The 21,733-nt window shown below is 57.9% G+C and carries 21 protein-coding genes; all 21 read right to left on the reverse strand.

What is annotated here, in order from left to right; translation table 11 throughout:
• Positions 1-83: 83 nt before the first annotated feature.
• The gene (locus D9N13_RS01675; RefSeq protein WP_290585091.1) at positions 84-932 is read right to left on the reverse strand and encodes a DMT family transporter; all 849 of its coding nucleotides are present in this window, start codon (positions 930-932) and stop codon (positions 84-86) included.
• 3 nt (positions 933-935) lie between these two features.
• Positions 936-2,291 (reverse strand): bifunctional DedA family/phosphatase PAP2 family protein, encoded by a 1,356-nt coding sequence (locus tag D9N13_RS01680; RefSeq protein ID WP_290585093.1) that lies wholly within the window; start codon positions 2,289-2,291, stop codon positions 936-938.
• Between the two features lie 18 nt (positions 2,292-2,309).
• Entirely contained in the window at positions 2,310-3,353 is a 1,044-nt protein-coding gene (lipA, locus tag D9N13_RS01685) for a lipoyl synthase (RefSeq protein WP_290585095.1), read from the reverse strand.
• A complete protein-coding gene (lipB, locus tag D9N13_RS01690; RefSeq protein ID WP_290585097.1) occupies positions 3,350-4,012 on the reverse strand; it encodes a lipoyl(octanoyl) transferase LipB in 663 nt (220 codons plus the stop codon). Before lipB ends, lipA begins: the two co-directional genes overlap by 4 nt.
• Positions 4,013-4,014: 2 nt before the next feature.
• Positions 4,015-4,281 (reverse strand): YbeD family protein, encoded by a 267-nt coding sequence (locus D9N13_RS01695; RefSeq protein WP_290585100.1) that lies wholly within the window; start codon positions 4,279-4,281, stop codon positions 4,015-4,017.
• 172 nt (positions 4,282-4,453) lie between these two features.
• Positions 4,454-5,620: a D-alanyl-D-alanine carboxypeptidase family protein gene (locus D9N13_RS01700; RefSeq protein ID WP_290585101.1), complete on the reverse strand. Its 1,167-nt coding sequence runs from the start codon at positions 5,618-5,620 to the stop codon at positions 4,454-4,456.
• 87 nt (positions 5,621-5,707) lie between these two features.
• Positions 5,708-6,559, reverse strand: a complete 852-nt coding sequence (locus D9N13_RS01705) for a septal ring lytic transglycosylase RlpA family protein (RefSeq protein ID WP_290585103.1) — start codon at positions 6,557-6,559, stop codon at positions 5,708-5,710.
• A complete protein-coding gene (mltB, locus tag D9N13_RS01710; protein ID WP_290585105.1) occupies positions 6,556-7,611 on the reverse strand; it encodes a lytic murein transglycosylase B in 1,056 nt (351 codons plus the stop codon). The genes D9N13_RS01705 and mltB overlap by 4 nt, the downstream gene beginning before the upstream one ends.
• Before the next feature lie 47 nt (positions 7,612-7,658).
• Positions 7,659-8,807 (reverse strand): rod shape-determining protein RodA, encoded by a 1,149-nt coding sequence (gene rodA, locus D9N13_RS01715; RefSeq protein WP_290585107.1) that lies wholly within the window; start codon positions 8,805-8,807, stop codon positions 7,659-7,661.
• Entirely contained in the window at positions 8,804-10,684 is a 1,881-nt protein-coding gene (mrdA, locus tag D9N13_RS01720) for a penicillin-binding protein 2 (protein ID WP_290585108.1), read from the reverse strand. The genes rodA and mrdA overlap by 4 nt, the downstream gene beginning before the upstream one ends.
• Positions 10,685-10,723: 39 nt before the next feature.
• A complete protein-coding gene (gene rlmH / locus D9N13_RS01725) occupies positions 10,724-11,191 on the reverse strand; it encodes a 23S rRNA (pseudouridine(1915)-N(3))-methyltransferase RlmH (RefSeq protein WP_290585110.1) in 468 nt (155 codons plus the stop codon).
• 13 nt (positions 11,192-11,204) lie between these two features.
• On the reverse strand, positions 11,205-11,537 hold the full coding sequence (rsfS, locus tag D9N13_RS01730; protein ID WP_317622452.1) for a ribosome silencing factor: 333 nt from the start codon (positions 11,535-11,537) through the stop codon (positions 11,205-11,207).
• Position 11,538: 1 nt separating this feature from the next.
• Positions 11,539-12,216 (reverse strand): nicotinate-nucleotide adenylyltransferase, encoded by a 678-nt coding sequence (gene nadD, locus D9N13_RS01735; protein WP_290585115.1) that lies wholly within the window; start codon positions 12,214-12,216, stop codon positions 11,539-11,541.
• Positions 12,197-13,450 (reverse strand): glutamate-5-semialdehyde dehydrogenase, encoded by a 1,254-nt coding sequence (locus tag D9N13_RS01740; RefSeq protein ID WP_290585118.1) that lies wholly within the window; start codon positions 13,448-13,450, stop codon positions 12,197-12,199. The genes nadD and D9N13_RS01740 overlap by 20 nt, the downstream gene beginning before the upstream one ends.
• A 99-nt stretch (positions 13,451-13,549) precedes the next feature.
• On the reverse strand, positions 13,550-15,013 hold the full coding sequence (locus tag D9N13_RS01745) for an HD domain-containing protein (RefSeq protein ID WP_290585120.1): 1,464 nt from the start codon (positions 15,011-15,013) through the stop codon (positions 13,550-13,552).
• A gap of 135 nt (positions 15,014-15,148) precedes the next feature.
• Positions 15,149-16,279 (reverse strand): DUF3570 domain-containing protein, encoded by a 1,131-nt coding sequence (locus D9N13_RS01750; protein WP_290585122.1) that lies wholly within the window; start codon positions 16,277-16,279, stop codon positions 15,149-15,151.
• Positions 16,266-16,517 (reverse strand): DUF4266 domain-containing protein, encoded by a 252-nt coding sequence (locus D9N13_RS01755; RefSeq protein ID WP_290585124.1) that lies wholly within the window; start codon positions 16,515-16,517, stop codon positions 16,266-16,268. The genes D9N13_RS01750 and D9N13_RS01755 overlap by 14 nt, the downstream gene beginning before the upstream one ends.
• 15 nt (positions 16,518-16,532) lie before the next feature.
• Complete coding sequence (locus D9N13_RS01760; protein ID WP_290585126.1) at positions 16,533-17,048, reverse strand: TlpA family protein disulfide reductase; 516 nt, start codon at positions 17,046-17,048, stop codon at positions 16,533-16,535.
• A gap of 36 nt (positions 17,049-17,084) precedes the next feature.
• Positions 17,085-17,744: an outer membrane beta-barrel domain-containing protein gene (locus D9N13_RS01765; protein WP_290585129.1), complete on the reverse strand. Its 660-nt coding sequence runs from the start codon at positions 17,742-17,744 to the stop codon at positions 17,085-17,087.
• Complete coding sequence (locus D9N13_RS01770; RefSeq protein WP_290585131.1) at positions 17,714-18,454, reverse strand: outer membrane beta-barrel protein; 741 nt, start codon at positions 18,452-18,454, stop codon at positions 17,714-17,716. Before D9N13_RS01770 ends, D9N13_RS01765 begins: the two co-directional genes overlap by 31 nt.
• A gap of 105 nt (positions 18,455-18,559) precedes the next feature.
• Positions 18,560-21,367 carry a hypothetical protein gene (locus tag D9N13_RS01775; RefSeq protein WP_290585132.1) on the reverse strand — a complete coding sequence of 936 codons (2,808 nt, stop codon included), beginning with the start codon at positions 21,365-21,367 and terminating at the stop codon, positions 18,560-18,562.
• Positions 21,368-21,733: the final 366 nt, after the last annotated feature.

Genomic DNA, 21,733 nt, shown 5'->3' on the forward strand with positions numbered 1-21,733 from the left:
GTGGCGCCATGATATATACAAAAAGTTACAAACACAAGACATGAATGATTCTATCAGGGGCAGGGGTAAGCAGGGGCCAGGCGTCAGGCGCGGTAGGTTTCAAACGCGGCGGTGCCGATGATGATGGTGCCCCCCATAATGGTGGTCCACCCCGGTTCTTCTGCCAGCACCAGATAGGCCAGGGTTGCTCCGTACACCGGTTGCAGGCAACCGATCAGGCCTACGGTTTTGGCTTTCAGGTAGCGCAGGCTGTTGGCAAAAAAGCTGTGGGGCAGGGCGGTAAACAGAGCCCCCAGCAGGATGAGCTTGAACAGGCTTTCGCCGTCGATCTGCAGGGGGTTGCTGGTCACAAACGGGATCACCACGACGCCGGCAATGATGCCTTGGTACAGAATACTGGTTTCACCGCTGTAGCCTCGCAGATAATGGCCCTGGATGACGTTGCGCAGGGCGAACAGGGCAGCGGACAGAATCCCCCAGCAGACCCCTTGGGTGACGTTGTTGGCCAGATCGAATTCCGGCACCAGCAGTACGATACCGAACAACATTACCAGGGCGCAGATGACGTCCCCCAGCTGGGGGCGATGCCCTTTGAACAGCGGTTCCAGAAACACAATCATAATGGGATAGGTATACATGGCCACCATGCCCACGGCGATGCCCGCCACCTGCATGGCCTGAAAATAAGTGGCCCAGTGCAGGCCCAGCAGAGCCCCGCCAATCATCATGATCGCGGCATCCAGTGGCCGCTGCAGACCCAGTGGCCGCCGGCGCAGCAACAGCAGGATCAGAATCACCGCCACCGCCACAAAGCTGCGCCAGACCGTAATGTCGGCGGCGGGTAAAGCGATCAGTTTGGCGAACAGGGCAGTGCCGCCGAAAATAAGGATGGCGCTGTGCAGAAACAGCAGCCCTTTGCGTTTGTTTTCCATGGTTTAGCTCAGGCTTAAGGGGAGGTAACGGTGAACAATATCTCCGTAATGGGGCACGACCCAGGTGAACAGGCTGATCACCCAGGCGGCCAGGGTGGCCGCGATCAGTGGCCATGGCCGAACAGTGCGGAACGGGCGCTGCAGGACCAGGGTGTGCAGGCAGGCCAGGATCATCCCGCCCAGCAGCAGGCCGCCCAGGATATCCGTGGGCCAGTGTACGGTGAGGTAAAGCCGTGCTGCGGCAATGGTGGTGGCCAGAATGCATACGGCACTGAGAATGGCTTTTTGGCGCGGCCCCGGCACCCCGGGCAGGCAGAGGATGGTCAGGGTGCCCAGGAACACCAGGCCCATGGTGGTGTGGCCGCTGGGGAAGGCCCAGGATTCCGGTGGCATCGCCACCAGATTGGGGCGGGGCCAGGCGATCCATTGTTTCAGGCCCACCAGCAGGGTTTGCCCCAGCAGCAGGGTGCCCACCCACAGGGTGGCGGCGTAGGTGTTGCGCTGCAGCAACAGGGCCAGTGTCACCAGTACACCCCACAGGGTCATGGGGGCACGGTAGCCCAGCTGGGTCAGTACAATAAAGAAATCGTCCAGCCAGCGGTGACGCAGGCTCAGGGCCCAGTGGCTGAAGCGCTGGTTGAGGTCGGTTACCTGGTCCAACTGCATCACCAGGCTCAAACTGATGAACAGTGCCAGGCAGGCGCTACCGGTCACCATGGCCAGCAGCAGTTTGTTGCGTCGCTGCCGGATATGGTCATGGGTCCACCACAGCAACTGGGCCAGCAGCCAGCCGCCGACGATCATGATGCTGAGGAACAGCAGGTGGCGGCCGGAGAGCGCGTTTGTCCCCTCCAGGCTGGCCCCCACCAGGTAACCGGGCATCAGGTAGAATGGCGCCCAGGCGATGGCACTGAGCATGTTGACGCTGAAAAAATTCACCGGCCGCATCTGCATAAAGCCGGCCACCAGAGGCATCACCGGGCGGATGGGGCCGACAAAACGACCGATGACGATTCCCATCAAGCCATAGCGGGCGAAAAACTGCTCCCCTTTATCAATCCACTGGGGATGGGTTTTGAAGGGCGGTATTCGGCGGATAAAGGCATGGTAGTGATAGCCCAGCAGGAAGCTGAGACCATCGCCGGCCACCGCGCCGCAGAATGCGGCCAGCAATACCCAAATGACATCAATATCGGTGCTGCCGGCGGCGGTACCGGCGGCAAACAACAGCGCCACGCCGGGGACCACGATGCCCACCACCGCCAGTGATTCGAGAAACGCCATAACGGCGATGGCGATCAGTATCCAGTCCTGATGTTCCCCCAGCCACTGGGCCAGCGGGGCAAAGGCCGTTTCCATGGGGCAGCGGTTCCCGGGTCAGTGAGCGTCGGTATGATTCAGGCTGGCTTTATGCACGGCGTTGACGTCTTCGCCTTTGTGTTGCAGGTCGGCGTGATAGGAAGAGCGCACCATGGGCCCACTGGCCACATTGACGAAACCCAGCTCTTCGCCGAAGTGACGGAACTGTTCAAACTCATCCGGGTGGACAAAACGATCCACCGGCGCATGCTGCTTGCTGGGTTGCAGGTACTGGCCAATGGTGATCATGTCCACCTGGTGGGCCCGCAGATCGCGCATCGCCGCCATGACTTCCTCGTTGGTTTCACCCAGCCCCACCATTAAGCCGGACTTGGTGGCAACATGGGGCATGCGCTCCTTGTAGCGTTTGAGCAGATCCAGTGACCACTGATAATCCGAGCCTGGGCGAATGGCCTTGTACAGGCGGGGCACATTTTCCAGGTTATGGTTGAAGACATCCGGAGGATCGGCCGCCAGCAGGTCCAGGGCAATGTCCATGCGGCCACGGAAATCCGGTACCAGCACTTCAATTTTGGTGCCGGGGGAACGTGTGCGCACGGCACGAATGCAATGGCCGAAATGGCCGGCGCCGCCATCGCGCAGGTCGTCCCGGTCCACGGATGTCACCACCACGTATTTCAGATTCAGTGCCGCCACCGAATCCGCCAGGTTGGCGGGTTCATCCGGGTCCAGCGGGTTGGGGCGGCCGTGGGCCACGTCGCAAAACGGACAGCGCCGGGTGCAGATGTCGCCCATGATCATGAAGGTGGCGGTGCCGCCACCGAAGCATTCCGGCAGGTTGGGGCAGGAGGCTTCCTCGCACACGGTGTAGAGCTTTTGTTGACGTAACAGGTTCTTGATGCGTTGCACTTCGCCATTGGCGGGCACGCGCACCCGTATCCAGTCCGGCTTGCGGGGCAGGTCGGTGGTGGGGATGACCTTCACCGGTATGCGGGCCACTTTGTCAGCGCCGCGCAGTTTTTCGCCCTGGACGACTTTCTTGCGCGGGGTGACGGTATTGCGGGGGGCGTCGGAGGCATCTCCGGGAGTGTGCTGACTCATACTGCTGCATCTAATCCTGTTACGTTGTGACCGCTAGTATATCCCAGCTGGTCCAGTAAATGGTGGGCCAATCGTGAGCGGATGTGAGCGAAATCCGCCTGTGCCCGGTAGGCGCTGACCTGGGTCATCTGCATACCCTGGTAGCCACAGGGGTTAATGCGTTGAAAAGGCTCCAGATCCATATCGATATTGAGTGCCAGCCCATGAAAAGAGCAGCCTTTACGAATGCGCAGCCCCAGGGAGGCAATCTTCTTGTCATCGGTGTACACCCCCGGTGCATCGGCCCGGGGGGCGGCGGGGATGTCCAGTTCATCCAGGGTGGCCACGAGGGCGTTTTCAATGCGGCTTACCAGATCCCGGGCCCCCAGGTTGCGGCGTCGAAGATCGATCATCAGGTACCCCACCAGTTGGCCGGGGCCGTGGTAGGTGACCTGTCCGCCGCGGTCCACCTGAATCACCGGAATGTCGCCGGGAGCCAGTACGTGCTCCGCCTTGCCGGCCTGCCCCTGGGTAAACACCCGCGGGTGCTGCAGCAACCAGATCTCGTCCGGGGTTTGCTCGCTGCGCTGCTCGGTAAAGGTCTGCATGGCATGCCAGGTCCGGGTGTATTCCACCAGGCCCAAATCCCGCACCATGACCGTGTCGCTTGCATCAACCATGATTACAGGGTCATGGCCACTTCTTCACGTTCATGCAGCTCCAGAAACACGGCTTCCACCTGTTCTTTGTGGGTGAAGCGCACCGCCACGGTAACGGAGGTGTATTTGCCACTGCTGCTGGCCTTGCAGGCAATGCTGTCGCGGTCAAAGTCCGGCGCGTGGCGGCCGACGATTTCCGCCACGATATCCACCATGGGGTGACTGGATAAGCCCATGATTTTCAATTGGTGAACACAGGGAAATTCCCACAGGTGTTCCTGAATGCCCATTGTTTGTACCTATGTAAATAAAACCGTAAATAAATCCGCTGGCAATGGATAAGAGGTATTGTAATCCAGCGGCGGGGGGCAGGCTATGCCAGGGCCCACCCGCCGGTGAATGAATATGGGGGCAACTGGGGCCTAATAAAACTAGGTGGTCCCTTGGTTTGGGAACAGGGCGCTAGCTGAACAGGCCCTTGATCATCAGTACCAGCCAGTGCCACAGGCGTTTGAACAGGCCGCCTTCTTCCACACTTTCCAGGGCAATCAAGGGCTTGGTGGCCACGGTGTCGCCGTTCAGGGTCAGTTGAATGGTGCCGATTTTTTCACCGGCCGCAATGGGGGCCATCAGCAGCTCGGGCACTTCAATGTCTGCGGTGATGTCGTCTGCGGTACCGCGGGGGATGGTGAGCCAGATGGCCTCTTCGGTGCCCAACTTGATGCTGTTGCTGTCCCCTTTCCAGATCTCGGAGGCCAGCAATTCCTGTTTGGCGTCGTAGCTTTTCACGGTTTCGTAGAAGCGGAAACCATAGGTGATCAGCTTCTGGCTCTCCGCCGCCCGGTCTTTCTCCGAACGGGTACCCATTACCACTGAAATCAGGCGCATGTCGTCTTTTACGGCGGAGGCCACCAGGCAGTAGCCCGCTTCATCGGTGTGGCCGGTTTTGATGCCGTCCACCGAATCGTCCTGCCACAGCAGGGAATTGCGGTTGGGTTGGCGGATATTGTTGTAGGTGAATTCCTTCTCCGAATAGATGGCGTAGTCTTCCGGGTGATCGTTGATGGTGGCGCGGGCCAGTAACGACAGATCCCGTGCTGTGGTGTAGTGATTTTCGGCGGGCCAGCCGGTGGCGTTGACGAAGTTGCTGTTGTTCATGCCCAGGCTGTAGGCGGTTTGGTTCATCAGGTCAGCGAAGGCGTCTTCACTGCCGGCGATGTATTCGGCAACGGCGATGCTGGCGTCATTACCGGATTGAATGATGACACCGCGCAGCAGATCTTCCAGTTTTACCTCGGTGCCCTCCCGAATGTACATTTTGGAGCCGCCTTTGCGCCAGGCTTTCTCACTGATGCGCACCATATCGTCGTAGCCGATGTTGCCGGTGGCCAGTTGCTCGGAGGCAATGTAGGTGGTCATCATTTTGGTCAGACTGGCCGGTGCCAGCCGTTGATCGGCGTTGTATTCCGTAATGATGTAGCCGGTTTTGGCGTCCATCAGCAACCAGGATTTCGCTGCCAGGGTGGGCGGCGCCGGAATCATGGGGGTGGCGGCCCACAACTGGGCGGATAGAAACAGGGCGGTGAACAGGGCGCAAAGCCCGCTGAAACGAGTAGGTATAAGAGTCATAGTTACGTGTTTTGCAATCTTAAACGGGTTGTTTTGGTCTAAACGAAGGTAAATTCAGGCTCAGCGGATGGTAACACAGCCGCCAGTCTAACGCCTGATCAATAAGGGGTCTGACACCGTGTCTTGCAGTTGGTTCTGTACCTGCTGGGCTGCCTGCTCAGACACAAAAGGGCCAATACGTACCCGGTGTACGCCGCTGGTGCCGCGCTCCGGGGACGAGTGGATACCAACTGGAGCATTGGTCACGGCGATCAACTGTTGCTGCATGGATTTGGCGGTGCTCAACTCGCGGTAGGCTCCCACCTGAATGTAGTAGTTTTCACGGGTACCGGTGTCTTCAACATCCCGATAGGGGATTGCGGTGCCGGCGGCCGGATTGGCGGCGTTGGGCGATGGCGTGGAGCTGACCGGGATGGCCTCAACCCTGACCCGGGCGGTGCCCTTGTTGGCATACCCGATCTTGTGGGCTGCCGCATAGGACAGGTCAATAATACGGCCATCATGAAACGGGCCGCGATCGTTCACTCGGACGATGATCTGCTTATTGTTCTCCAGATTGGTGACCCGCACATAGCTGGGAATGGGCAGGGATTTATGGGCCGCGGTCATGGCATAGGGATCGTAAGGTTCCTGGCTGGAGGTGGGGCGGCCGGAGAATTTTTTACCATACCAACTGCCGATGCCGGTTTCCTGGTAGCCTTCGGCCGATTGCAGAACAAAGTAGGTTTTACCGAACACCTCATACGGGGAGTGATTGCCATAGCGGGCGCGGGGTTCCCACTTGGGTTTGGCGTCGGGAATACTGGCCCAGTCGCGGACCCCGGACGGCGCGCTGTCCTGTTCCTCGAACGGGCCCGGCGTGAAAGGGCGGTGGGTGCTGCAGGCGGCCAGCAGCGTAATCATGGTCAGCAGGGGCAGGTGGCGCAGCAGTGGTTTCATGATGACAATCGTCTTTTCAGCTCTTCACTCAGTTGGTATACGGCCATGGCGTACAGTGGGCTGTGATTGTAGCGGGTGATCACATAGAAATTCTGCAAACCAATCCAGAATTCTTCACCCTCGGCCCCTGCAAACGCCATGGCGTTGGCTTTGTCGCTGTCCCGGTAGTGGGTGTCGTCACCGGCATCGGCAATCAGGCCGGCCTGTTTGATCTCCAGTATAGTCAAGTTCGGCTTTTGTGGTTTCGGCCCTCTGTGTAACACCGCTTGCAGTTGCTCAGCGCCGGTGTTGTCCCCCAGGTAGCGGGCCAGGCTGGCCACCGGGGCGCCAGCTTGCCAACCGTGTTGTTTGAAGTAGTTGGCCACGCTGCCGATGGCGTCCACCGGGTTGTTGATCAGGTCCCGGTGACCATCGCCGTCGAAATCCACCGCATAATGCCGATAGCTGCTGGAGATAAACTGGCCGTAACCCATGGCGCCGGCGTAGGAGCCCCGGGCGTTCATCAGGTCGATGCCGGCTTCTTGTTCCAATTGCAAGAAATGCTTCAGTTCACTGCGAAAGAACGGGCTGCGGGGAGGGTAGTCAAACGCCAGCGTGGCGAGGGCATCCACCACCCGGTAATTGCCTTTGTGTTTGCCGTAACGGGTTTCCACGCCGATGATGGCCAGTATCACATAACGGGAAACCCCGAATTCCTGTTCGGCACGGATGAAGGTTGCTTGGTGTTCCCGGTAAAAGCGGATCCCCTGATCGATGCGATCCTGAGTCAGAAAAATGGGGCGATATTCGGCCCAGGTTTTGGTTTTTTCCGCCGGGCGGGCAATGGCGTCGAGAATGGACTGGTTTTTTTCAGCGCTGGCCAGCAAAGTGGTGAGCTTGTCTGCCGGGTAACTTTCTTCCTGCCGGATTTCTGCCACGAACTGCTGTGCCTTGGGATGATCAAGGTAGCCCCGGCTGTCAGCGTAGAGGCCCTGACACAGGAAAAACAGGCCCAGGCAGCACAGTTTGAGTACGGTCAGAGGTGATTTGGGTTTGGATTTGAATGAATACATCAGTGTCCTGTCACGTGTGTCGGTGCAATGTTGAGTCGGTTTTGTGCTCAGGTGGAGACCAGTTTGCGATGGGTATGGATCGACATCAAGATACCGAAGCTGGCCATCAGTGTCACGATGGAGGTGCCGCCATAGGAAACCATGGGCAGGGGCACACCCACCACCGGCAGAATGCCGCTGACCATGCCGATGTTGACGAACACATACACAAAGAAGGTTAAGGTGATGGAGCCCGCCAGCAGGCGCGAATAGGTGTCCTGGGCATTCATGGCGATGTACATGCCGCGGGCCACGATGGCGAAATAGATCATCAACAGGGCGCAGACGCCCAGCAGGCCGAACTCTTCCGCCAGTACGGCAATGATAAAATCCGTGGAGCTTTCCGGCAGGAAGTCCAGGTGCGCCTGGGTGCCGTGCAGCCAACCCTTGCCTTCCCAGCCGCCGGAGCCGATGGCGGTTTTGGATTGGGTGATGTTCCAGCCGGCACCCCAGCGATCCCGTTCCGGATCCAGAAAGGTCAGTACCCGCTGGCGTTGGTAATCGTGCATCACCATCCAGATACCGGCTCCGGCGGGTACGGCGGCAGCGGTCAGCCCGGCAATGTACTTCCAGTTGAGGCCAGACAGGAACAGCACAATGAATCCGGAGCTGGCGATCAACAGCGAGGTGCCCAGGTCCGGCTGCCTGGCAATGAGCACGGTGGGTACCATAATCAATACAGCAGACAGCAGCACGGGGCGCCAGCCCGGTGGCAGCGCCCGTTCCGCCAGGTACCAGGCCAGCATCATGGGTACAATCACTTTCATGATTTCAGAAGGCTGGAAGCGAACCCCGGTGCCGGGGATGGCCAGCCAGCGTTGCGCCCCTTTGGCCTGGGTGCCGGTGACCAGTACGCCCACCAGCAGGATCAGGCCGATGCCGAACAGCCAGGGTGTCCAGCGTTTGTAGGTGCGGGGTGAAATGAACGCCATCACCATCATGGCGGCAAAGCCGGCGGTGATGCGCACCAGTTGTCGCATCAGGGTATCCATGCTCTGTCCGCTGGCGCTGTAGAGCACAAACAGGCCCACACAGACCAAAACCAACAGCCCACCCATTAAGGGTGCATCCAGGTGAATGGCCTGCATCAGGCTGATGCGGCGGGTCACCGGTGAGTGGCTGCTGCCCAGTTGATGCTGGAAATCGTATCGACTCATGGTGCTTGCACCGCCCTTGTGGTTGGGACATCGGCATCCTGTTGCAGGGATTCAAAATAGGCATCCAATACCTGCCGGGCAACCGGGGCCGCCGTGGAACCGCCGCCACCGCCGTTTTCCACCAGCACCGCGATGGCGATTTTGGGGTTGTTCACCGGAGCAAAGCCCACGAACAGCGCGTGGTCCCGGTGCCATTCGGCGATCTTGTCGGCATCGTACTCTTCATCCTGTTTGATCCCCAGTACCTGTGCCGTACCGGTTTTGCCCGCCAGGTCGTAGCCGGGCAGATCCTTGGAGATTCCCCGTGCCGTACCCTTGGCGCTGTGCACCACATCGCGCATGGCTTCGATGATGCGATCCCAGTTGTCGGGGTTCTTCAAGGTGATGGGGTCACCTACGTCCGGCGTGGGCAGTGGCAGGCCACCAATGGCTTTGACCATGCGCGGCTGCACTTTTTCCCCTTTGTTGGCCAGGATGGCGGTGGAGAGGGCCAGCTGCAGTGGCGTGGCCAGCATGTAGCCCTGCCCGATGCCGGTAATCAGTGTCTCCCCCGGGAACCAGGGCATATTGCGGGTGGCTTTCTTCCAGAAGCGCGATGGCAGCAGCCCTTTGCTTTCGTTGATCAGGTCCACGTTAGTGCGCTTGCCGAAACCAAAGGGCGCCATAAAATCATGGATGTCATCGATGCCCATATTAAAGGCCAGCTCGTAGAAATAGGTGTCACAGGACTGGACGATGGCGTCGTGCAGGTTGACTACACCGTGGCCCCACTTTTTCCAGTCGCGGTAAAAGCGGGCATCGTTTTCCAGCTTGTAGAACCCGGGATCGTAGATGGAATAATCCCAGGTGGTGGCGCCGGTTTCGATGCCGCCCAGGCCAACAATGGGTTTGATGGTGGAGCCGGGTGGATAACGGCCCTGCAATGCCCGGTTGAAGAGCGGGCGCGCCCGCGAGTTCTGCAGGGCATCGTAGGAGGCATAATCAATTCCGGTGACAAACAGGTTGGAATTGAATCCCGGTACGCTGACCAGTGCCAGAATGCCTCCGGTTTGCGGCTCAATAGCCACCACCGCACCGCGCCGGCCCTGCAGAGCGTCAACGGCCGCCAGCTGGGTGTTCAGATCCATAAACAGTTGCAGGTTATCCCCGGGGGTGGGGTCGGTGCGTTCCAGCACCTTGGTGATGCGGCCGCGGGCATCGGTCTCAATGGTCTGAAAACCGACCTGGCCGTGCAGGCGATCTTCATAGAAGGCTTCCACCCCGGTTTTACCGATGTGTTCGGTGGCGCTGTAATTGGTGGCATCGAGCTTTTGCAGTTCGGCCTCGTTGATGCGCCCTACATAGCCGATGGCGTGGGACAGGGCTTCCGCCTGGGGGTAATGTCGCACCAGGTTGGCCCCCAGGCTCACACCCGGCAGCAGATGCTGGTTGACGGCAATCAGGGCAATCTCTTTTTCGCTGAGTTTGAACTTCACCGCCACCGGGGTGAACGGGCGCCGGCGCTGGGCCAGCCGTTTGCGGAAATCATCCAGCCGGCTGTCGGTCATTTCGATCAGGCGCGAGAGCTTCAGCAGGGTGTCCTCAATATCCGGGCACAACTCCTTGGTGATGCTGACCGAGTAGCTGGGGCGGTTGTCAGCCAGCAGATGGCCGTTGCGATCCACAATCAGGCCACGGGTGGGGGCAACGGGCTCGATGCTGACCCGGTTTTCATCGGACAGGCTGGAGTATTTTTCGAACTGCAGTATCTGCAGGTACACCATGCGGGATATGAGCGCCAGGATCAGCAAGATCACCACAAAAATGGAGACCACCGCTCGGCGGGCAAACACTCGGGTTTCGCGGTAGTGATCTTTCAGGGTAATGGGTTTTGGCATGCTGCGCGCCGGGTGCCTCTGATCTGGTGGTAGAAACGCTTATCGGTGATAGGGATGGCCTTTTAAAATAGACCACGCACGATACATTTGTTCCGCAATTAAAACACGAACCAGAGGATGAGGCAGCGTCAGATCCGACAAAGACCAGCTTTCCCGGGCTTTTTGCTTGCATTGGGGGGCCAATCCTTCCGGCCCGCCGATCAAAATGGAGACGTGTTGGCCGCCCTGCAGCAGTTGCCCCAGACGCTTGGCCAGTTGGTCAGTGGAAAGCCGCTTGCCGGGAACGTCCAGAGTGATGATGTGATCCTGGGGATGAACCGCCGCCAGCATTTGCTCGCCTTCTTTGTGGGTGATGCGTTCCACGTCGGCATTCTTGCCCCGTTTTCCGGCCGCGATCTCCACCAGCTCCAGGGTCAGGTCCTGGTTCAGGCGCTTGCTGTATTCTTCGTAGCCCTGGTTAACCCAGGCGGGCATTTTGGTGCCCACGGCGATCAGGCGAACGCGCATGGTGAGCGGTAAATCATTCCTGCTGTTCCGGAGACATGCTCCAGAGTTTTTCCAGGTCGTAAAAACGGCGGGTGTCCGGCAGCATGATGTGCACGATGATGTCGCCCAGATCCACCAGTACCCACTCGGCGGCTTCTTCGCCTTCCACCCCCAGTGGCTGGAGACCGTTGTGTTTGACTTTTTCCCGCACATTGTCGGCAATGGATTTGACATGGCGGTTGGACGTGCCGCTGGCCACAATCATCAGGTCCGCCACGCTGGTGAGGGGTTTGACATCCAGGGTCACGATGTCTTTGGCTTTGATGTCTTCCAAAGCATCGATGACGATGTCTTTTAATGTCTGCAGATCAGTCATTGGGTTGGTTATCGTTCCTGTAGCCGTAAAGTGTGTTTTGTTGAATATAGGCCCAGACCGCGTCCGGTAACAGAAAACGTGGGGTAATGCCTTCCGCGATCTGTTGGCGTAGTTTGGTGGCGGATATATCCAGCGCCGTGGTTTCATGCACGTGAATCTTGCCCGATGGGCAATGTTTTAATGCGTCCGCCGGGCTTTGCAGCTGTTGCAGCAACTGGTGCTCGGTGGTGTCGTCCTCCGGCAGGCGGTTGCCGGGACGGTGGGCAACCCAGAGATGAGCAATCTTGAGAATGGTTTGCCATTCATGCCAGCTGCTGAACTGGTTGAACGCGTCCATTCCCATGATGAACACCAGTGGTGCCTGCTCGCCAATCTGTTCCCGTACATGCAGCAGCGTGCTGATGCTGTAGGAGGGTTCGTTGCGGGTGATTTCCCAGTTATCCACCTCAAAGCCCGGCACCCCGATGCAGGCCAGCTCGGCCATGGTGAGCCGGTGTTTGGCGTTGGTATCGGGCGATTCGCGATGGGTGGGTACGTGGCAGGGTACCAGGCGCACGAAATCCAGGCCCAAGCGGGATTTTGCTTCCCAGGCCAGCCGCAGGTGGCCGGTGTGAATCGGGTCGAACGTGCCGCCCAGAACGCCGGTGGCGTTAGTTGCGGATATGACCATCGCCCAACACTATATATTTTTGCGAGGTGAGCCCTTCCAGGCCCACCGGGCCGCGGGCATGGATCTTATCCGTGGAAATGCCGATCTCAGCGCCCAGACCGTATTCAAAGCCATCGGCAAAACGGGTGGAGGCGTTGACCATTACCGAGCTGGAATCCACCTCGGTGAGAAAGCGCCGGGCCAGGGTGTAATTTTCCGTGACGATGCTTTCGGTGTGCTGGGAGCTGTAGGTATTGATGTGGTCAATGGCGGCGTCGATATTGTCCACCACGCGGATGGCCAGGATGGGCGCCAGATACTCTGTTGACCAGTCGTCTTCGCTGGCTGCAACACAACTGATGATGCTCTGGGTCTTGGCACAGCCACGTAACTCCACGCCCTTTTCGGCATACAATGCCGCCAGCTTCGGCAGGATCAGATCCGCAATCTGATCATGAACCAGCAGGGTCTCCATGGCATTGCACACGCCATAGCGGTGGGTTTTGGCGTTCAGGGCAATATTGATGGCTTTGTCGGGGTCTGCCTCGATATCAATGTAAACGTGACAAATGCCGTCCAGGTGTTTGATGACGGGTACCCGCGCGTCGTTGCTGATGCGCTCGATCAGGCCTTTGCCACCACGGGGCACGATCACATCCACGTAATCCGGCATGGTGATCAGTTCGCCCACGGCGGCGCGATCCGTGGTTTCCACAATCTGTACCGCGTTGTGGGGTAAGCCGGCTGCTTCCAGGCCGTCCGCGATGCAACGGGCTATGGCCTGATTGCTGTTGATGGCTTCGGAGCCGCCACGGAGGATGGTGGCGTTGCCTGATTTCAGGCACAGGCTGGCGGCCTCAACGGTAACGTTGGGGCGGGATTCGTAGATTATGCCGATAACGCCCAGGGGGACGCGCATTTTGCCTACCTGGATGCCGCTGGGGCGGTAATTCATGTCGCTGATGGCGCCCACCGGATCGGGCAGGGCAGCCACCTGATGGAGCCCCTCAATCATGCCGTCGATGCGTGCCGGTGTCAGCTCCAGTCGATCCAGCATGGCGGGCTCAAGCCCATTGGCGCGGCCGTTTTCAAGATCGATCCGATTGGCTTCTGCCAACGCCGGGCGCTGGGACTCGATGGCGGCAGCGATGGCCATCAGCGCGGCATTCTTCACGCCGGTGTTGGCCTTGGCCATTTCACGCGACGCGGCACGGGCCTGTTGACCCACCTGGGTCATATAGGCTGTTACATCCATGGATAAGGTAACCTTGTTTACATACTGTGGGTGTCGAAGGCGGGATTATACCGCTAATCCCCTGTCACGGCTATGTGGTCACCGGTAAACAGATTGCCATCAGGACGCCTCTGCGTACTGTTCACTGATGCGTTGCAACGCACCGGTTTGACCCAGTTTGAGGAACTCAGTGACCAGGTAGGGATCCAGGTGGTGGCCCGCCAGGGTGTTCAGCTCCTGGTAGGCTTCGGTCACCGGCCAGGGCTCTTTGTACGGGCGGCGACTGGTCAGGGCATCATAGATATCGACGATGGCGACGATACGGGCACTCAACGGAATATCCTTGCCGGTGATGCCATAGGGGTAGCCGGTGCCGTCAAAGCGCTCATGATGGGCGACGGCGATATCACAGGCGTGCTGGTAGAACGGGCGCTTACCCAGCAGGGCCTTGCCCTTGACGGGGTGGGTGCGCATGATTTCCCACTCGGCATCATTGAGGGGGCCCGGTTTGCGCAGTATGGAGTCCGGTATGCCCAGCTTGCCCACGTCGTGCATCATGCTGGAATAGCCGTATTCCTGTGCGGTGCGTTGATCAATACCCAGGTGCAGGGAGAAGGCCTCCACATAATCCTTGACCCGGGCAATGTGGTTGGCGGTGTCCACGTCCTTGAGGTCACAGGCGGTGGCCAGTTTGTAGATGGTTTCGATGTTGGTGTCGAATATTTCCCGGGTGCGTTCGGCGATTTTATCTTCCAGCAGGGCGCTGATTTCAATCAATTCCTGATTCAGGCGGAATTGTTCCTGTACCAGGATACGATTGCGCAGGTGAGCCTGTACCCGGCTGCGCAATTCCATTTCCCGGAACGGCTTTTGAATAAAATCACTGACCCCCAGGTTGAGCAGGTCGTACAGCACCGGCTTTTCCTGTTCGGTGGTAATAACGATGATGGGGGTCTGGTCGAACTCATGGTGGGAGCGAACCAGGTTGCACAGCTCTTTCCCGTCCATCACCGGCATAAACAGGTCGGTGATGATGAGGTCGAATTCGTGATCCCCTTTCAGTTGCTGCCAGGCGGCGCGACCGTTATCACAAAGGGTGACGTTGCAGTTCAATTCGGTAAGCACCGCCAGATAAAATTGTTGCAGGGAGGGGCTGTCTTCAGCCACCAGAACTTGATACTGATATTCAGACATACGGTTGGCCATAGCAAATCGTTGGCTTTCGTTGAGAACGCCGACAATGCGTTCCCGTGTGAAAAAGGGAGAGCTGATGCGTTGAATCAGGTCGATGGCCCCGGCTTCCATGGCCCGTTGGCGTTGTTCCACATTGGGGGCATCGCTCAGCATCAGAACCGGCAGCATCAGGGTAAGGCGGTTCTGTTTGAGTAACTTGCAGATTTTGTAGCCGTTGTTGTCGAAGCCTGCGTTCAGCAGAACCAGATCCGGCCTGAGATTGAGGGCCAGGGTTCGTACTTTATCGGGATCGGTACAGCCGATGACCTGGATGGGCTCGCCTTGTAAGGCATCACTGTAGATGTCCTGGAGTTGGCTATCTCTGTCACAGAGAAGGATGGTTTTGTCCATAAATACCTGCCTGCAGCAATGCGTCCTGCTTTGCCCGTGTGAAGCGAAAATTCTCAATTCCGTTAAGTGTATGACGTGGGAAACTAACTGTCAGGCTACGGGGCAGAAAACTGCCCCGTTATATCGGATCGGTATTTAGAACCAGGCGGATATGAAGAAACGAATTACATCGGCGTCTAAACTGTATAGGGATTCCGTGCCGGGGGTGCGATTGGTTTGGCGGGCATCCCGGAAGTTCTCGTACTCCAGGCTCATCATGTCCCAGGCCAGGCTCACTGATGCCTTTTCCAGCCAGTCATGGCTCCAGCCGGTGTCGATTTCGTAGGATACCTTAAAGCCGATGGTGTTGTTGGTATAGGTGCTGAGCTCTTTATCCCGTGCCATGTAATTCTGGAAGTCGGCGGTCGGGAACAGGTCCGAGTAGAAGTCGGCTTCATTCTGAGAGTAGTAACGATAGTGAACGTCAATGATCCAGTGATCATTGATAGGATGCGTATAGCCCAGGTCCATGTTATAGGCATTGATACCCCAGGTGTCGTTGAAGCGGCGGTACTCAAAGCCAAAGGCGGCCCGGTAGGGCATGTAGTAGCGGCCGCGTACGGCAAACGCATGGCTGGTACGGGTCTCCGGATATTTCTCGGTGAGGTAGCTGGCGCCACTGCCATCCACATAGCGGTAAGTACGATAGGGGTTGTTGAGGTAGCCTTCGTCGGTAATGGCATGGTAGATGAAATTCATCAGCAGGTTTTTCGTCATCACCTGAGTCCAGCTGAACTGGTAGGACTGGGTGCGCTTGTCTTCCTCAAAGGTGGGGTCAGTGCTTTTGCCAACGGTATCGTTGCCGATGGCGTAACTCAGGCTCAGGGTGCTGAGATCGCCAAAGAAATCCTGGCTGATGCCCAGGGAGTAGGTATCGGCTTCATAATCGTTCTCGGAGCTGTTGGAGTAGCCCACGGAGATTATGGTTTTGTTGAGCAGGTAGTCGGCACCGATGTCGTATTGGGTGCGTTCTTCGGCGTACTCGCTGGCGTTGACCTGAACATCAATGGAGGCGCCGGATATTTCATCCACGTAGTATTGCGCGCTGACGGAAACATCATCGGTAACACTTTTGCGCACCAGTACCGCCGGGCCGTCGATTTTAACACCACCGCCATCGTAACTGTGGTACATCACATCCGCGCGATCGGCGGGCAGGACCGCAGCCCACAGGCTGCCGCTGATCAGGGCCAGTAGCAGGCAGGCAAGGGGATTAGTTGCAACCACAGCCGCCTCCGCCGCCACCTTCCGCGCCACGGGCCGCTTCCCGCGCCTGATAGACATGGTGCATGTAACCGGATTCCACCGGGTCCATACTGAACTGCATGATGGGGTCCGCCAGATTGTTGCGCTCATAGGGTTTTACCCAGGGCTGAATCGGGCTGCAGCCACCGAGGGCCAGCAGCAGAAGCAGGCCTCCCAGAGGCAGCGCTTGAAACCATTTATTGCTGTGCAATGAAGGCATATTCAATCAACACTTTTATTCGCGAATCAGTTGTCGGATCTGTTTTTCGTAATCTTTTTCGTAACCGGGCTTATAGCCCCGGTGCAGGAAGCGCATGTTGCCTTTGCGGTCCACCATCACGGTGCTGGGCATGGAATCCACGTTGTACAACTGGCTGACCCGGTTCTTGGTATCGTACCCAACCGGAAAGCTCACGCCGGTTTCTTTCAACAGCGCCTGGGCATCCTGCGGATTGGCATCCACATTGACCCCATACACAATAAAGCCCAGTTTCTTGTACTTCTGAAACAGCTCTTCAATGAGCGGCATTTCCTCGCGGCAGGGGCCGCACCAGGAAGCCCAGAAGTTGATCATCACCACATTGCCCTGCAGTTGGGAAAGCTTGAGTTTCTTTTTGCCGGCCAGGGGCAGTGTGAAATCCGGTGCCGGCCCTTGCAGCGGCTCGGATTTGGCGTACAGGTTACTGCCCAGCAGCAGGCCGGGCAGCAACAGCACGGCTGCCAGCAGGCGGATCAGGTCAGGTTTCGTCATAGCGGTATGCCTCATACAATGAATGGAGCCCCCGGTTTAGAAAAAATACGTCAGGCTGGTGGTGTACTGCATGTTGTGTGCAGAACCATCGCTGCCATCGCTCAGTTCTTTTAATTTGTCGGTCATGATGTCCTGGAAGGTGACGTGCACCGCCAGCGCATCGGTGGCAATCAGCCGCAGCCCCATACCCAGGTTGAGGGCAAATTCCTTCTCGCCAAAGAAATCCACCGTGCCGCCGCCGGCCAGCACGTAAATGGAGGTGTTGAAGGCCCAATCGCGGGTGATGAACACTTCTCCCGGCAGCAGATTGAAGCCCATGGATAGATTGTAGTAGGTGAAATCCCGGTTATCGTCGGTGGCGAGGGTGATCTCACCACTGACGTATTCGGCGGGTGTGTCCCCCACGGTGGTCATGCCGTAGTTGGCTTCGAAGAACAGATCCTCATTGACGTGCCAGGCGCCACGGACACCATACAGTTCATGGGTACCGAAATGTTCCACGCTCATATAGCCCAGAAACAAGCCCACCTCAAAATTCTCATCGTCGATATCGGCGTCCTTCAGACCCAGGCGCACCACGTTGGGATCAATGACCGGCGGCTCCTGCAGAATGCTTTCTTCCGCATGGCTGGCGGTGGTGGCGCCCAGGGTCAGAATCAGGGCGCTCAGAAAAAGGCGGATAAACCGATTGTCCATTCGTCACTCTCTTCGTTTTGTTCTTGGTCTGTGAGTATCACGGTATTGCGATACTCAAAGCGGGCCATCAATTGGCGCGCCAGATAAACCCGTAAACCCAGGCCCGCGTGCAGGGTCTGATCGGTACGGCTGCTCAACTGCACTTCGGTGCTGGCGTAACTGGTTTGTTTGGCGCCGCCACCCAGAGTGATGTAGGGAGAATAGCGCCACTGGGGCCAGGGTTGGTGTGTCAGGCTCAGGTTGAGAAACTGAAAATCCACGCTGGTACCGAAGGCTTCCCCCAGGGTGGCTTCAAGGGACAGATTGTCGGTGAAATAGTAGCCCAGGTAGGCATCACTGGTGCGGGCGCCGGCAAAGGTGCCCACTTTGAATCCGGCCTCCCAGCGACGGTGTATAAAGTCGCCTTCGCCAACGGTACGAATGGCGGTGGGTTCGCCGTCAGGGTCCAGGGTTTTGGCCATGTCGTCCTGGTGTGCCCAGCCCTCAAAGCCCTTGCGGTTGCGAACCTTGATCCAGTCGGTACGGCGCACCATGACTTCCACCCAGTCACCCCGTTCCACAATCTGGGTTACCGGGTAGCCGCGGCCGGGTCCGGTATGCAGGTCAAGGTAGGGCTCGGCGACCTTAACCGATGGGTATTCTGTGGCCTGAACGTGTCCAATGCCCGCGCAACAGAGGATTATAATGCTTAACAGAATCCGGACAGTCATGGAGTAAGTCGGGCGCCTTCTTTTTTGTTGGATTGAGATAAGGTCTTGTTTTGTGGCCATTCTATAGCATTGCGGTGGGTGCAGCTACCCACCGCAATGGCTTTATCAGTTGGCTTCCGGCGCCTCACCCAGGTCGTTATAGTATTGTCCGCCAATGTCCAGCCACTCGGCGATCAGGCGCAGTTCCGCAGGGTGTAGATAGTCTTCGTGGCTGCCGCCGGTGCCGAACAGGTTAAAAAAGCGGCTGCTGGCCAGGGCGCCGTTGGGGGATACATAGGGGCCTTCGGTGGCAGGGCAGAAATCGGTTTCTACCACCTGAATACCGTTTTCATCTAACACCGGTTCGCCGTCGTCATCGAAGAGTGGTGTATCCACTGTGCAGTCCTCTACGTTGCCCATGCCGTCATCCACCTGTGCTACGTCGGCATAGAACAGGTCCAGATAGGAGCGTATGCGGATGCGGTTGTTATTGGAATTGTCCAATTCACTGGTCAATTCCAGCTGGCCTGCCGGCACCATGGGTTGAGCCAGGTCGTCGGTGCGGGAGTGGCAACGGGTGCAGACCGCGGGCTGGCCATCGGTGGCCAGGTTGGTGCGGGCATATTCCCACAGGGGCTGGATATGGTCGGGGTAATTGATGCGGATACGGCAGCGATAGTTCCAACTGTTGCAGAAGGCGTTGATGGGCAGCAAGTCGTCATCGTTGGCAAAGGCTTCGATATTGGCGTACCAGGGGGCATCGGCCAGCCGTTCCGGGGTGCTGCTTTCCAGCTCCAGGTCGGCCGGGGTGATGTCGGCCATGGGGTCGTTATCCAGCCAGGTGAAGGTAAAACGCGGATCCCGGTTCAGCTTCAGCATCTCGTCGGCGGTGGTGAGCACCGATTCGATATAGGCGAACTTCGATTCCGCCATGGTGGGGTTGAGGCCGTCCCCATTGGCGCCGTTGACGTTGGCCACAATCTCATTGGTGGCGCCGGTGTAGGCGAAGCCGTTGAATTGCCCTGCATTGGTGCTGTCCGGCTGGGCATTGAAGCGGCCATGGGGTTCTTCACTGTTGCGGGTGTGGCAGCCTTTGCATTCCAGGACCTCACCGGGGCGCACGCTGATCCAGTTCTGATGGCGGGCCGTGAGTCGCTTGCCGCCGTCGTCGGTAATGCTGATCATCAGGGGTACGTTGGCCGGAACACGTACCTTCACCGAGCCGTCGGGCTCAATCGGGGCGTAGCCCAGGATCTCTTTCATGCGTTGGGCGCCGGCTCGGCCGATTGCCTCGTTATCCGGTTGGCGAATGTCGCGGTCGGCTTCGGGTACCCCTTTGATGACCCGCAAAAAGCGCGCAATGCGGTTGTCGGCGCTGGTGGTGGAGGGGTTGGCCTGCGCGCTGTAGGTGGCGCTCATGTCGGTGCCGGCAAAGAGCAGGGCCCCATCGGTTTCGTACACATTGCGGATATGCAGCACCCCTTCCTGGTTCTGGCACAGGTCCACCTGGGTGGTGCTGTCCAGCTTGTAATTGGGCAACAGGCAGTTGTTGGCCGCGTAATCCTGATCATCAAAAAAGCGGCTGGGAGAGGTGCGCCTGTACCCCAGGGCAATATCCGTGATCACTATCCCGGTGCGGCCGGCAATGATTGGGGTCTGCGTGTTTTCATTGTAATTCAGCATCCAGATACCGTAGGCGGGGGTGGCCGGAGTGGCGCCGGAGGCGTTCATGGTGCTGCTGTTACAGGGCAGAATCAGCTCACCGTTGGCCACGCGGCACAGGCTCCAGCTGGCCAGGGCGCGATTGGTGTTGTCCCACAGTGGATGAAAGTCGGCGTAGTAACCGCCGGTGGAGTAGGTGCTGTTGGTGTCCACGTTGGTGTCGGTGATGCTGCTCTGGGCCGGACCGCTGCCATTGGTGAGGGCAGTGGGCTGGGTATTGTCGATGTAATTCTCATAGTCGATGGTGATGAAGTCGCCACCGTAATAATCGCTGCCCATGGGCCGTGCCAGCACGAACAGGTCACCGTCGGGCAGGACATTGGATTTGATAAACTGAAAGTCCGATCCGCCACTGCCGGTGTCATGGCTGTGCATGCCGTAGACGATGCGATTGTTGGTGCCATCGGGATTAACCTGATACAGGTTCATGGCATTACGGCCAAAATTATCCCAGCGGGTGTACATTATGCTGCCGTCGGGTAACACCGCCGGATAGGCATCGTGGCTCATGTTGAAGGTGATCTGGCGGATGTTCTGGCCATCGGCGGACATAACGTGCAGGTTGAGAGCCCGTTGCTGGCGGCTTTCCTCCAGGCCGGAGTAGGAGCCGAATCCGCTGGTTTCGAGGTTGATTTCGCGGGTTTTCTTTTGCCGGGTGGAGGCAAAGACAATGTCGCCGCTGGGCAGGTAGCGGGGGGTGATTTCGTGATTGACCTTGGAGGTGTCGTCATTGCTGATGAGCGCGCGAAAGGTGTCGTTTTCGATATTGTATTCGTACAGATCCCAGGTGTATTCAACGTTGTCATCCTCATCGGGATCTTCCCGGCGCACGGAAAACACCAGATAGAGGCCGTCGTAGGACACATCCAGATCCCGGAAATCACAGTTGCCGGAGCAGATGCGTCTGCCCAGATCTTCCTCCGGGGCATTCAAAGTGGCGCGGGCCTTCTTGATCAACCGGCCGCCGCCGATAAAGCGTATCGGGTCGCTCAGCTCATCGGCGGCCGATGTAATGCGTCGCTCAATAAAAAACAGAGGCGTACCCTGAGACAATGGATCCTGATCCCCCGGATTGGTGCCCCCCGGCAACTTATCGTCGCTGCCGCAGCCACTGAGCAACAGGTTGCCCCCCAAGAGCAACAGGAGCAGGGTGCGGATGCGGGCTCGTTTCAGGTTCACCTTGAACCCGGAATTCAGGACATAACTATTCATTTTTTTATTCCAAAATGCATGGCAAGGGGCGGTGGCACCCTATTTGCCCGGCTGCGTTCTTGTCAGTATGTAAAGTTTGGCACGTCCTACCTGGCCGGAAGTTTGGACTGATTCACAGTGTGGGTATTCTCTTTTCTGTGAATAGTCAGTTTGCGATACCGGTCACGCATTACCCAGTCATCCGGTGTTTAAACTGAAACAGTACTCTCTGTATATCTGCGTCAACAAGAATAAATATGGTTGAAGGCAGGCAATGGGACAACAACGTTAGTACGCGGAATCGGCCCGTTTGTCTAAATATCAGCCAGTTATAAAGAATGATGATTAAGCTTCAAGAAGTGGTCTGTGCGCTGTTGCAATTTGGAT

The organism is Ketobacter sp. GenoA1 (assembly GCF_003671475.1).
Lineage (GTDB): Bacteria > Pseudomonadota > Gammaproteobacteria > Pseudomonadales > Ketobacteraceae > Ketobacter.